The 14,541-nt window shown below is 61.3% G+C and carries 5 protein-coding genes; 3 read left to right on the top strand and 2 right to left on the bottom strand.

Annotation, left to right across the window (positions count from 1 at the left end; translation table 11 throughout):
* The first annotated feature begins 116 nt into the window (after nt 1-116).
* From E0E39_RS01000 to E0E39_RS01010, 3 genes are all read left to right on the top strand, one after another.
* Nucleotides 117-1,613: an IS1634 family transposase gene (locus tag E0E39_RS01000; protein ID WP_425470697.1), complete on the top strand. Its 1,497-nt coding sequence runs from the start codon at nt 117-119 to the stop codon at nt 1,611-1,613.
* A gap of 358 nt (nt 1,614-1,971) precedes the next feature.
* Entirely contained in the window at nt 1,972-2,676 is a 705-nt protein-coding gene (locus E0E39_RS01005; RefSeq protein ID WP_207302375.1) for an ABC transporter ATP-binding protein, read from the top strand.
* Complete coding sequence (locus E0E39_RS01010; RefSeq protein WP_130873080.1) at nt 2,670-5,120, top strand: ABC transporter permease; 2,451 nt, start codon at nt 2,670-2,672, stop codon at nt 5,118-5,120. The genes E0E39_RS01005 and E0E39_RS01010 overlap by 7 nt, the downstream gene beginning before the upstream one ends.
* Nucleotides 5,121-5,221: 101 nt before the next feature.
* Here the strand turns inward: E0E39_RS01010 and E0E39_RS01015 are convergent, their stop codons facing one another.
* Nucleotides 5,222-10,297, bottom strand: a complete 5,076-nt coding sequence (locus tag E0E39_RS01015; RefSeq protein WP_130873081.1) for a non-ribosomal peptide synthetase — start codon at nt 10,295-10,297, stop codon at nt 5,222-5,224.
* A gap of 48 nt (nt 10,298-10,345) precedes the next feature.
* Nucleotides 10,346-14,539, bottom strand: a complete 4,194-nt coding sequence (locus E0E39_RS01020; RefSeq protein WP_130873082.1) for a type I polyketide synthase — start codon at nt 14,537-14,539, stop codon at nt 10,346-10,348.
* Between the last annotated feature and the right edge of the window lie 2 nt (nt 14,540-14,541).

The following is a 14,541-nucleotide window of genomic DNA, read 5'->3' on the forward strand; positions in this document are numbered from 1 at the left end:
CCTGACTTGGCTCATGTTTGGTGTTTTTGGGGTTGGAGGGGGTGTTGGCTAGGGGTTTTGGTTGGTGTGGTGTGCACTAATCGGGGGTGTTCTAGCCTGTTGGGGTGAGTCCGTATGTGAGGACGGTGAAGACCGCGTCGGGGGCGACGGCGGTTCAGGTGGTGTGGTCGTCGTCTCGTGGATCGCGGTCGATGGATCACATCGGGTCGGCACACACGCCGGAGGATGTTGAGGTGTTGAAAGCGGTGGCGCGGCAGCGCATGATCGCCGCTGGTCAGGACGAACTCGATTTCGGGGACGGGCAGCCACGACGGCGGGCGCTACCGATCCGGCGGTCGCGGGCAGAGCACTTGTGGAATGCCTTGTCGGTCGGGTTTGAACGACTCGGGTTCGATACCGCCAGTGGTGGTGACGAGGTTTTCAAGCAGTTGGTGCTGGGCCGGTTGATCGAGCCGGCCAGCAAGTTGGAGACCTTGCGGGTGCTCGAAGAGATCGGGGTTCGGCCTTGCGGCTACGCGACGGTGAAGCGTCGGCTCGCCGTGTATGCCGAGCCGGCGTGGCGGCAGCAGATAGCGTCCGCGTGCGCTTGTCACGTCGGGTTGGGGCCTGCCACTTTGGTGTTGTACGACGTGAGCACGCTCTACTTTGAGACTGATGTTGGGGACGGGTTCCGGGAACCCGGATACAGCAAGGAACGCCGCTTGGAACCCCAGATCACCATCGGGTTGTTGACCGACGCGCGGGGGTTCCCGTTGATGGTGGAGGCGTTCGAGGGTAACCGTGCGGAGACGACCACGATCATCCCGTCGCTCCAGGCGTTCCAGGCCGCTCACGCCCTGCCGGAGGTGACGGTGGTGGCTGATGCGGGCATGTTGTCTGACGGGAACCTGCGGGCGTTGTCCGGGGCGGGGTTGCGGTTCATCGTGGGCCAGAAGATCCCCGAGGTCCCCTACATCGTGCGGGAGTGGCTGAAGACCCATTCCGGTCAGCAGCCCCCTGACGGGCTGACCCTGACTCAACCCTGGTCGAGGGGCCCGGCCGGGGCAGCAGTGACAGAGACGATCTACTACCAGTACCGGGCCGACCGAGCACGCCGTACCCTACGCGGTATCAGCGAGCAGGTCAGCAAGGCCGAACGCGTGGTCGCAGGGAAGATCCCGGTGAAACGGAACCGGTTCATCACCCTCACCGGCGCACAGAAATCGGTGAACCGGGACTTGGAGGCCAAAGCCAAAGCGCTGGCTGGCTGGAAGGGATACATCACGAACCTGGCTGACCCGAGGCCGGAGTACGTGATCGGCGCCTACCACCAGTTGTGGCAGATCGAGAAGTCGTTCCGGATGAGCAAATCCGATCTGAAAGCCCGCCCGATCCACCACCACTTGAAAGACTCGATCGAGGCCCACCTCACCATCGTGTTCGCCGCCCTCGCCGTCGCTCGCTGGTTGGAGGCCACCACCAAAGTCAGCTTGAAGACCCTGGTCAAAACACTACGCCGCTACCGAACCATCGACATCCAAGCCGGCGACGCCATCGTCACCGCTGAAGACCCCATCCCCAACAACATCCAAACCTGGCTCGACGCCATCCACAACACCCGGGAACGACACTAAATGAGCCAAGTCAGGTTTCAGGAGGGTTGCAAATGAGCTTCGCAGTACAAATTTTACTCTGCGTGTTCGATTAGGCCCGTTTTCGTTATTGCTAACGAAATTTGTTGCACTTTGCCCTAGGACCTTCGGTGACGTAGGGTAGGGTTATGAAGCGTGATGACCGAGTTCTCGACCTCACGTAACCACCCCTACGAGGACACGTAACCACCCCTACGAGGAGTTGTCTGATGAGAACCTTGACAGTACACTATGAACGCCCAAGCTCGGTCCTCAACCTCGTCTTGCCACCGCTTCGCTCAGTGAGTCCGATCCCGTGTCCTCGTGAGACGCGTGCGACCGATTGTCGTTTGGGGAGCTGATGCGCATGTTCATCTCCATAAACGGACTCTCCAAGAGCTACGGTGTGGGTGCCGGGTACGTAAAAGTTCTGGACGAGATTGAGCTCGAGATTGAACGGGGCACCATCGCCGTCATTTTGGGGGCAAGTGGATCGGGGAAGTCGACACTGCTCAACTGCATCGGTGGACTTGATATACCCGACGAGGGGCGCATCAAGGTAGCTGATGAACTCGTGACAGGTAGGTCGCAGCGTGAACTGACCGAGTTTCGCCGCCGCCACTTAGGGTTCATCTTTCAATTCTACAACCTGATCCCGAATCTCACGGTGCGGGAGAACATCCAAGTATGCGAGCATCTCACCCGCGATCCCCTCGACATGAGGGAAATACTCGACTTGCTTGGGCTGGCGGAGCACGCCAACAAGTTCCCCTCTCAGCTGTCCGGCGGGCAGCAGCAGCGGTGTGCGATCGCACGTGCCTTGGTGAAACGTCCAGAACTCCTGCTGTGTGACGAGCCCACGGGCGCACTCGACTCCCAGACTTCCATCGATGTCTTGGAACTGCTCAGCCGGGTGAATACCGAAACTGGTGCGACCATGTGCATCGTAACGCACAACGCAGGCATCGCCGCAATGGGCGATGACGTTATTCTTCTGCAGGATGGGAAGATCACCGATCGACAGCACAACGACTCGCGGACGCCAGTGAAGGACATCTCATGGTGACCACATGGTTTCGCCGGTCGCTGCGTGAAATCAGGCAGAACGCGCTACGTTACGGGGCTATTTTCTTGCTGGTCGCAGGCGGACTTGGTGTGGTTCTTGCACTGATCACATCTTCTGATGCCATGATCACATCGGTGAACACCTTCCGGGTATCAGCGCATCTCGAGGATGGCGAGTTCGAGGCGCGCGCCCCCCTGACTGAGGCCCAGCGTAGGTCCCTTGAGCAGCATGGGGTGACACTTGAGAAACAGCCATGGGTGGATATCTCGGGCCCTGGAGACAGCACCGTAAGACTCCAGCCCGTTCGTGGCACGATCAACACGATCCAACTGAGTGATGGGCGTTTGCCGGAGAGCTCAGGTGACATCGTGGTCGAGAAACTCTACGCTGACGCCCACGGTTTGGTTCCGGGTTCGACCATTGAGCTTGCCGGAAAAAAGCTCATGGTGTCTGGTGTGGGTTCCACTCCCGACTACTCCTACGTAATACCCAGCGTGGCCTCATCGTCCACCGCTCCGGGGGCGTTCGGTACCGCTTTCGTCTCCGTTCAGGATTTCGAGAGCACTGCGACCGGAAGTCTTACTCCGACGTACAGCTATGCTTACCAGCTTCCTGACGACGTGTCCCAGGACCAGTTGCGGAGTTGGCTTCTCGACATGAAGGTTGACCCTGACGAGATCTCGAACCCGGCCCTGCGCACCCGTGTGAACAAGCAGCAGGAGGATCGGCAGAAACTCATCAATGCGCTCGACGGACTGACGGAAGGAGCCCGTACGGCGGCGTCGATGGCGCCGAGCGCGGATGAGGCGTTGCAACAGGTGGGGGACGCCAACGCGGGTTTGCGTGAATACGTAGATGAAAACGCCAAGATCGAGATCCCGATTCTTGCAAGCTTTCAGTCGGCCGACACCAACCCGCGAGTCATCACCGTGACTAACGACGCTGAGGTCAACCAGACGACGGCCCTGTTCGCGGGCTTTCTCCTGCTCGTCTTGGCTGCATACATGCTAGCGGCTTTCGCCATCGACAACCTCGACCAGGACAGCGGGTCAATTGGTGCTCTCTCGGCCATGGGATTTCGTCGGCGAGAACTCATCTTCCAGTACCTGTTGCCACCGCTCATGGTCGTAGTGCTCGCCTGCATCGCGGGCACCGCGGGCGGGAGTTTCGGAGCACAGGCCTTCAACGAGTTCGCGCAGCTGACTTCCTTCTACTCAGTGCCGGCTCCTGAGCCTCGCATCGCCGAGGTGGCGTTGGCGACGGGTCTTCTCGCCGCACCGCTCCTGGTCGCCGTGGTGATCGCGATCCAACTCCGACGCAAGCTCTCACAGAGCCCCTTGGGTCTTCTGCGGAAAACCCCTGATCAGAAAGTGGGAGGAAGGAGTTTCTCATTCAAGGGCTGGTCGTTCGTGCCGAGGTTCCGGGTCCGTCAGGCTCTGCGTGAGTCGAGGTCGTACGTCATCATGCTGGCCGGTCTACTGCTCGCAGTGATCCTTATGGTGTTTGGTTTTGGCATGCAGACGAGCATCAGCAACTACTCGTCGCGGGTGACCGAAGACCTGAAGTTCGACTACATGTACACACTGCAGGTGTCGGACACCGAGGTGCCAGCAGGCGCCGAGCCTGTCCTCGCCACAGCAATGGCCATCGGTGACGAGTCGCAGTCGAATGTGACCATGCTAGGTCTGCCCGATAGCAGCAAGTATTTCGACTTTGATCTGGACGGGGGGGCCAACACGGACGTCGCCGTCTCGGACGCGGTCGCAAATCGCTATGGGCTCAAAGTGGGCGACCCGATCTTCCTCACTGACCGAATCGCGGCACACTCCTACCGAGTGGTCGTCTCACAAATCGTGCCCTATGCGTCAGGGCTTTATATATTCCAACCGATCCAAGCCAACCGGACCCTGCTGGGACAGGCTGATGACTACTACAATGCGGTACTGAGTGACCAGTCCCTTGAGTTTGATGAAGGGCAGGTCGAGGCGGTTATCACGCGGGCTGACATCGTCAACGGGGCGGAGAAGACGGTGGAAATAACTTCACCGATCGTCATAACCTTGGTTGCCCTCTCGGTTGTCATTATCTGCATTGTGCTTGCATTGTTCATCAGGATGATCGTCGATCGTGACACCTACAGTATCTCCCTCATGAAGTCCTTTGGGTATAGGAAGAGTGAGGTCGCACGACTCTATCTCAACAACTACGCGCTAGTTGTTGTTCTGGCCCTGCTGCTGGGCATTCCGATCGGGCTACTTGTGTTGGCACCGGTGTGGCGTGCCATCATTGCTTCAATGCCGATGGGGGCGCCCTTCCTGCTCGATGTTTACTCGGTGATGATGATCATTGGGATCGTCGTGGTTGCCTACACCATTGTGTACTTCGGCGCCCGGATCAAGCTCGCTAAAGTCGATGTCACCGAGATCCTTAAGGACAGGGAATGATGCTCGGAGGGTGCGGTGGAAAAAGGTTTCCTGCAATCCTGTGGATGGGGAGGGCGGCCTCCGAGGTCGCCCTCCCCATGTGGGGTGGGATTCCTCACCAGTTATGCCGCATCCCAGTCGGCCAACCTCTGGGCTAGGTCGGAAGCGAGCTGCGCAACTCGGGGTTCAAGCATGATTGATACGTGATCCCCTTCGATGGGGACGACCTGCAAGCCGGGCAGATAAAGCCCCCATCCGAGGTCGATGCTGGTGTCGATCTGCTCGGTGGCGCCCAGTGACTGATCCTCTGCGCGATAGAGGATCGACTCTCCGCCGAAGGACGGGGGCTCGAAGGTGCTCATGAGTTGCAGGCTTCGGCGATACGATTCCCAGAGTTTCTGCACGATGCCGGCACCCACGTCCTCAAGGTTGGCTACCGAGATCACCCGCTCGACAAAATCGTCGTCAGTTCCCTTGTCCCCCACTGCATCCCCGACCTCGGTGACGATCGGCCCCAGGCGGTGACTCAGATAGGCGGTGAACCGCGCTCGGTTCAGTCCACCGGTCACATCGGAACGTGGCACCGGGGCGTCCACGAGTATCAAGCGGGCCTGCTGCTCCTCACGTGTCAGCTGGTCCGCCATAAGCGAAGCGACGAGACCGCCGAAGGACCAGCCCCCCACCACGTAGGGCCCGGACGGCTGGATCTCGCGGATCCGTTCTACGTAGTACGCGGCGAGATCGCGCATTGATGTCGTGGGGACATCGACGTTAGGTTCTTCGAGCCCGTAGATCTTGGTATCGGTGGGAAGCACCTGAACTAGCGGGAGGTACGCCATGGCGTTGCCGGCGGCGGCGTGTACGAGAAATACGGGCTGTGACGTCCCATTCTTGAGCAGGACAACTGGATCGGGGCGACGGCTCTCGCATGCGAGTAGATCACGGACCATGCCTGCCATACCTCGTGGGGTGGGATGTTCGAGCAGCGACCGAACTTCAATGTCGACGTCGAAGTTCTCGCTGAGCTTCGAACACAACGACAGCCCGAGCAACGAGTTGCCCCCCGTGTGGAAGAAGTTGAGGTTCACGGGCAGCGGCGGTAGATGGAGAACCTCGCCGAAGATCCGTGCCGCCGTGAATTCCACAGCGTCTGCAGCGTCGACGCTTTTCTCGTGACGCTCGAATGGGATAGGAGCGGGTAGCTGTGACTTGTTCACCTTGTCATTAGAATTTCTCGGAATCTCGTCCAGCACAGTGATGCTGTCCGGCCTCATGTGCGCAGGGAAGGCCTGCTCGACGAGTTGGTGCAATTCCTCGATCACACGCGTTTCTCTGCGACGTTCCAGAGGGGAGTTCACCGTTTTTTCCTGGTTCCGGTTGTCGGCCAACCGGGCCGCCAGGCCGAGCCGTGCAGCTGCCCGGAGCTTCCGCGACGCGAGAATTCGCAATGATCCAGCCAACGGACCGGGGACTGCATCCAAGTCATAGCCGAGGCTGGTGAGACGTTCATCGATGTCCGCGACGTGCACCGGAATGCCTGCCACGGTCGGCATCGTCAGGTCGCGTGTGCACCAGTCATCGACGAGCTCCGCAGTCCGGGCGTCGCGGATGCCTTCCAGAACCACCGCCTCTGCTGAATCCGACAGCGCCGCCCAGAAAGCATCGAGGTCATAGGTCACGTGAGGTTCGGGCAGTCTGGCCGGAGGAACATCGGTCTCATGCTTGAGGATGCGGACGTCGTAACGGAACAGCGACATCTCGTTGCTGTCCGGGAGATTCTTAACGACCGGAGACACTATCGCATCAACCTTGTCCGCGGCCCAGGAAGCGAAGAACCCAGGATCTAGGACCAGTTCCTCATCGTCACGGACCGCGGCCAAGACCTGCTCGGCCGTGATGATAGATTCGTCCTCGCAGTTCTGCTCCTTCAGCCTCGCGAGATGGAACTCGGGCAGAAGCTGCAACGCTCGGATGTCGCCGATGAAGAGTTGCCCCCCCGAACGGAGCTTGGACCAGGCCAAGTCGAGGACATGGGAGAGGTAGCTCGCGGAGGGGAAGTACTGGATGACCGAGTTCAGGACCACGATGTCAAATGTTCCTTCGAGGCTGCCGATGGCGTCGGCTGCGCACTGTTGAAGCTTGATGTGGCCGCTGCCCGGTGGCAGCTGCAAGATGTTGCGCCGAACCTCATTGAGGGCCCGCTCGGACATGTCGAGGCCGGTGACATCGACGCCGGCCTCAGCGAGTGGAAGCAGGACGATGCCCGTTCCGCAGCCCACGTCAAGGACTGTCCCCGGCTTGGAGAAGAGGATGCGTTCGACCGTCTCCGCGCCCCAGCGATTCATCTGCTCTGCCGGGATCCTCTGGTTCGCGAACGAGTCTCGCCATCCCACAAACCTCCGGACGCCATCGCCCTCGAGGTCGGCTGCTCCGTAGGTTGACTCGTAGAGCTGGCGCCAGGACTCAACGCGCCGGGCGGAATCCTCCGAGCACTCGCTCTTCTGGGGATCGAGCACCACATATGCGCTGAGGCCACGCTCAGCCCCGGTTCCCCGGCCCACGACGACCGCGGAGGTCACATCGACGTGCCCGAGCAGAACGTGCTCGATCTCGGCCGGTTCGATCCGAAAACCACGGATCTTGACTTGGTCGTCCGTGCGGCCCTTGAAGAGAACAAGACCATCCCGGCGCCTGGTGACGAGATCGCCAGTCGCGTACAGCCGACCGCGATGGGTTTCAGGGAACGCGCGTGCGGTCACCTCGGGCTGCTTGAGGTAGCCACGCGCGAGACAGATGCCTTCGAGAAAGAGTTCGCCGGGCGTGCTGAAGGGGATTTCAGCGCGTCCGGGACCGAGAATGTGCACGGTGGTATTACGGATGGGTGCCCCGATGGGGGGATCACCGTTCTCGAGGACGCAGTGGTGACCGAGCGTCACGATGCTCGCTTCGGCCGGGCCGTACAAGTTGAATACGTGGTACTTGCTCGCATACCGCTCAACGAGGTCGACGGACAATGGTTCACCTATGGTGCTGAGGGTCCGTAGCGTTGGCACATCCAGTGGTTCTGGAAGCGCGGCAAGAGCGGAGGGGGTGTAGATTGCGTGCGTGACCCCAAACTGAGACATGAACGGCGCCATGCGTTCTGTGGGTGCCACATCCTCATCGCGCCCCACCACGAGAGTCGCCCCGGCACCGAACGTGGCGAACACCTCCAGAATGAACACGTCGAAGGTAGTGGCGCAGAACTGCAGCATCCGAGCTGATCGATCCAACTCCATCCGCTCGATCTCGCTGCCTACGACGTTGTCCAAGCCGCCGTGAGTGACCATGACGCCTTTTGGCTTCCCCGTGGAGCCAGACGTGAACACGACGTAGGCGAGTTGTTCAGGGGCGGTCGTCGTGGGTAGCTCGACCTGTTTTGGCGGCTCTGATACCGCGTCCTCGAAGATCATCACATCGGGGTCGTTGATGAGTTGTTCTGGGGCCTCGTCCCGCCGGACGAGCACCACGGCAGGGTCCAGATCCTCCCGTAGTACGTCCCAACGCAGGCTCGGCCCGTCAGGGTTCACCACGCAGAACGCAGCTCCGGAGCGGTGAGTGGCGAGCATCGCCTCGACGAGTTCCGAGGAACGCCCGATGATGATGGCCACTATCTTCTCAGACCCGGCGCCCGCATCGATCAGTCTGGACGCCAGCCGACGAGTTCGCTCCTCGACCTCGCCATACGTGAGGTCACCTCCGGGACCGGTGAGCGCCAGACGGGCAGGGTCCTCCTGCGCCAACTCGGCGAAGCGGTGGTGCACGCCAGGCTTCCCGGCTGGCACCCCCGTGATGTTTATCCCGTCCACTAGGGCGCGTTCGGCGTCCGTGAGGATAGGTAATTCATTCACCGGGGTGTCGGGGGTATCCGCCATCGCCTGGAGCACCACGACGAAGTGGTCGAGAAAATCACGGGCCATCTCAGCCTCCACCCGATGTGGGTCGAAGATGCAGCGCATCTGCAAGCCGTTGTGGATGAAGGCCATCAGCATGATCGGGACGCCGGTGCGGACGAAAAAGTCAACGTCATTGATCTGCAGGTCCGCAAAGCGCGTCCACGCCTGCTTGTTCTGCAGGGAATTCTGAAGCACCACCGCGTTCTGCAGCAGTGGGAGATCGACGGATTTCATGTGTGGCGGGACTTGTTCGCCCGAGAAGTTGTGCGACATGACCCTACGGGACAGCTGCTGCACATGGGGCAACCACTCGCGAACTGTCATACCCTCGGGAGGCGCCAACCTCAGAGGGGCGACATCAACGTAGACGCCGACGTGCCGGAGTGATTCCGGGATTTCGCGGGGGCGGCTGGCGCTCGTCAGCCCGACAACTGTTTCCTCCGAGCCCGCGTGACGTTGAACAGTGACGGCCCACGCCGCGGTGATCAGGGTCGACAGGGTGATCCGCCCTGCTGCGAGCCTGCATTCCCAACGCCCCAGGATATTGTCGGGAATGCTGTGCTGCACCCAAGCGTCGGTGTCCTCATCGGCAGGTGTTTTCTGAGGTACGGTTTCAATGCCCGGGAGTGGCGAGGGAACGTAACCTTCGAGGTGCGTGGCCCAGAAGTTACTGCTTTCCTTATCGTTGCGTCCAGCGAGCCACTCGACGAACTTGTGATGGGCTGCCCCTTGAGGATCTGGCGCGGTGCCTTCGGCGTAGGCCCTCTCCACGAGTGAGACCAGCAGCCCGACGCTCCACCCATCGAGTATCAGGTGGTGATGTGTCCACACGAAGACGTGAGTGTCGGGCCCCAGCGTAAAGAGGGCGTATCGGGACAGCGGCCCCTTCCGCAGGTCGAATCCCGCCAAGCGATCCGTGATGACATGGCGCTGGATCTCGTCATCCTGTCGCTCGGCGGTAAGCCCACTGAGGTCTTTCACGGTCCAGTTGTCCTCCACCGAGCGGAGCACCACTTGCATGGGTTGGGCGCCGCGCCAGGCAAACACGGTGCGTAGCGGTGGCAGCGCTTGTGTCACCCGCGACCAGGCTTTGTGGAAGCGTTCCTGATCAAGTGGTCCGGTGAAGCGCAGGATTGTCTGTTCGACATAGAGACTCGGGTCATCGGATGCGAGACATTCCGACAGCATGCTCGCCTGTGAGCTCACCAAAGGGTAGGCATCCTCGATCCGGTCCACACCCGAGGGGGTGGTGCTACGTGGCATGTTTTCCTCCTTCTGTCGTCGTCAGTGCTCCGAGACCGGGTCAGCCGGTCACAGACCGAGCTCTTGCGCGAGCGCGTTTCGAAGGTCGTCCGGTACGTCGCTCTTGGCCGACCATGCGCGGAGCGTTTCCATGAAATCGTTCGCGAGTTCTTCGAGGTCTGCGTTTCCGACCTGTTCGACATCACGCCACCAAGCGATCTCGAGCTTGCCACCTTCCCGTGTCACTTCCAGCTGGATGTCGTGACCAAGGCCCGGCTGGGTGATGGCCTCCAAACGATGTGAACGGATGACTTGGAGCGGTGCATCGTCCGGAGGAGGCTGGATGGCCCGGTAGTACAGCAGGATGCCGCCATGCCCGGAACTCTCGGGGCGGCGAACGTGCGAGAGTCGTGCAGCGTCGTACCCAAAGCCTTGATGCAGCGGGGTCTCGATGCCCTGCTCCTTCAGCCAGGCCACCGGGAAGACGGTGGTGAACCACCCGACCGACCGTGACAGATCGACACCCTTCAGCCGGACCGAGCGCATGGTGCCTGCCATCTCGAAGACGGGCACCGAGCCGGGTAGGCGATGAACGAGGGCCTCGCCAAGTGCTTCGGCGAGGATCGTTTCCAAGGGCACACGGTTCGTTTGCTGTGCTGTCAGTAGGTCCGCGGTGAGGGCTGGCTCCATCGTCGAGGTGAGTCGTTCGTATCGCCGCCGCCTTGACATACCTTTGGGAGCCCCGGGCCCTTTGGGAACCCCGGGCGCAGGCAGCTGGTTCTGTGTCACCAGCGGGTTTCGAGACAGCTGCGAGGCAACGCGGGTCCACTCGGCCCAGGTCGACGACGTCGGAGGCAGGTCGTCGGAGCCCCCCAGGAGCCGTGAGAGCTCATCGACAATGAGGTGCTGGGATGTGGCGTCGACGAACGCGTGTGGGACGATGATCCCCAGCAGAGTCCCGGATCCGCCATCGTCCCAGACGTGTACCTGCACGAGTGGTTCGTCCTCGGTCGCGTTTGTGATCGCACTGCCGAGGATGCTCTCGGCATCGTCGAGCGTTCCGGTGCCGTGGAAGGTGATTGGCATCTGACGCTCTGCAACCAGACGCCCCGAGACGGGTAGTGTGGTTGCGTCGATGGTGAGGCGTAAGATGTCGTGGCGTTCAAGAAGTATTGAGAACGCTCGCTCGATGGTGCTGCTGTCGAGTCTCGTTCGGCTCTGCAGTAGGAGCGGGATCCGCCACGCGTGCCAAGGCAGTCCCCCCTCGTGCACGAGCCGGAGCTGTGTGGGGACCAGATCGACGATCACGTTGCCGTTCTCGTCCATCTCGGGATCGATGAGATCCTTACCGAGTCGGGCGGCGAGGTCGCCGATGCTTTCTGCCTCCAGCACATCTTCGGGGTTGAGCGGCCAACCCTGCTGTGTCATCTCGGCGGCCAAGCGAATGGCGACCACCGAGTCGCCGCCCAGGGCATAGAAATCGTCCTCGGCAGTGACGCCGGTCACCCCGAGCGTTTGCTCAATGAGGTCGATGAGCAGTTCGGTGACGCCGAATGAACGCGGGCCCTGCTGCCGTGAACTCGCCACGTCAGGGGATGTACTCAGGGAATCAGCTGCCGGAATGACTCGGTGATTCGTCTTTGCCCAGTGCCTGGTGCGCTCGAAGGGGTACCCGGGCAGGTGGACTGCTTGGGCTGTGGCACGTGTTGGGTCGTCGATCTGGAGGCCACTGGCCCACAGGTCGCCGAGGCAGCGGGCCAAGTTCATCCCGTCCTGAGGTGCACTTTCGGGGCCGAGTGTCAGAACCGTGTGGTGACGGGATTCGTCCCACGACACAGACGACCTCGCCGCAGAAATCAACGATCTTCCGGGGCCCACCTCGACAAGAATTGCTGGTCCTCTGCTCAGGACGAGGTCGACGTCGTCAGCAAATTGCACAGTACGTCGAATGTGGTTTCCCCAGCGTTGCGGGTCCGCCGCCTCACTGGCCGTGAGCCAGCTTCCCGTAATGTTGGAGGCCATCGGGATCTGGGGAGCGCGCAGGGTCGTTGTCGCCATGAGATCGGTAAACCGGGGGACGACTGGGTCCATGGCGGCGGAGTGGAACGCATGGCTCGTGATGAGTCGGCGTCCGGTGATTCCGGCAGACGACAGAGAATTGGTGATGCGTTCAAGTTTCCTGTCGCTCCCTGCGAGTACGACGTCAATCGGTGAGTTGATCGCGGCCACGTCCACGTTCTCGGTCCTGGCGGCGTCGATGACCATTTCAGCAACCCCATGGAACGAGATCATCGTGCCGGTGGGGCAAGCGGCCATGAGACGCCCGCGCTCACAGACGAGGAAGGAAGCAGTGTCGAGATCCATTATCCCCGCGGCGACAGCGGCCGCGAATTCACCGATGCTGTGTCCCAACACCACGTTGGGTGTCAGGCCTCGGGTTTCGAGAGCTTTCGTCCACGCGTATTGGACGGCAAAAAGCAGGGGCTGAGCAAGGTCGGTGCTGTTGACCCGCTTTCGGCCGGTGAGCAACGCCCCAAAATCGGTGTCTGATACCTTGCTCAGGCTGGTGAGCGCTTCCTGCAGTGGGCCATCGAAGTCGGGCTCGGCCTTGGCCAGCGGTATCCCCATGCCCGGGAACTGAGAACCCTGTCCGGTGTACAGGAAAACCAAGTCGTAGCAATCATTCTCGGTGAGGGCAGTCCGCTGTTGGACGGTGCCCCCATGAAGCAGCGCCGTCGCATCCTCCACGGTACGAGCCGAGACCGTGCAGCGGTACAGGTGCGTGCGGTTGCGGCGCACAAGGGTGGACTCGACTGCCGCGAGTGAGGGCTGCTTCGCAGCCAAGTGGTTCGCGAGCGCGAGACGTGAGCGTGTGAGCGCCTCAGGGCTCGCGGCGCTCAACCGCAGCGTCGTAATCCCGTCATGTGAGGCTTTTGGATTCGGAGGGGTGGTGGATTGAAGGACAACGTGCACGTTCGTGCCTCCGACACCGAGCGAGGTCACTCCCGCAATGCGGGTCGGCGTATCCCACTCGGTGGACTCGGACGTGATTGTGATCCGGGTACCGTCCAGTCGGAACTCAGGGTTGGGGGAATCGTAGTGGCATGTCCCCGGTATGATCCCGTACTCCAAGGCCAGGACGGTCTTGATGAGCGAGGCCATGCCGGCGGCCGCCTCGAGGTGACCGACATTGCCCTTGACGGAACCGAGGTAGCAGGGGGTAGTGATGGAGCCGGTGAACCATTCTGTGAGCGCTTGCACCTCCACCGGGTCACCGATAGGGGTCCCAGTTCCGTGCCCCTCGATAAAGCCCACTTGGGAGGGGGCCACTCCGGCGATCGCCAAAGCGTCCGCGACGACCTGCGCCTGCTGTTCCACGCTCGGTGCGCTAAACCCCATCTTGAGATTGCCGTCGTTGTTGATGGCGCTGCCGCGGATGATGGCACGGATGGGGTCCCCGTCCGTGAGTGCAGCGAGGTACGGCTTGAGGATCACTGCGCCGACCCCGCTGCCGAAGATGGTTCCATCGGCCGCCGCGTCGAACGGGCGACACCGGCCGGTCGGAGACATGATCGACCCGGGCTCGGCGAAGTAGCCGACATCCTGTGGAACACGCACCGAGACTCCACCCGCGACCGCGATGTCACAGTCACCCACGAGAAGTGACTGACAAGCCAGATGCAGCGCAACGAGCGCGCTAGAGCACGCCGTTTGGATACTGATGCCAGGGCCGGTCAGGTTCAAGGTGTGCGATACCCGTGTGGCGATGTAATCCTTGTCATTGCTCAAGGCAAGCGAGACGGCCTGCATGTTCGCCCCATAGGCCATGGAGTCGTACGGACTGCCGCTCATCAGAGCGTTCAACAGGTAGGTGCTGGTTCCTGTGGCGGCGAAAACGCCTGTTCGTGCAGAGACGGCCCATGGATCGAGGGCAGCGTCCTCCAGCGCGTGGTGCACGGTCTGGAGGAAGAGTCGCTGCTGGGGATCCATGAGTGTGGCCGCGGCGGGTGTGAATCCGAAGAGCCCGTCGTCAAACTCGTCAACGCCGTCGAGTCTCAACGCGCGTTTAACGTACTGCGGGTCCGAGATCACCGCGTGTGGTACGCCTGACTTCGCGAGAACGGAGGTATCTAAGTCAACGCAGGCGTCCCGGCCTCCCACAAGCAGGTCCCAGTACGAGTCCAGGTCGGGTGCGCCGGGGAACCGGCCTGCCATGCCCACTATTGCGATCCAAGAGTTGGCTGCGTCGTACTCATCAGTCATGG

It is taken from the genome of [Pseudopropionibacterium] massiliense (assembly GCF_900607225.1).
Classification (GTDB): domain Bacteria; phylum Actinomycetota; class Actinomycetes; order Propionibacteriales; family Propionibacteriaceae; genus Arachnia; species Arachnia massiliensis.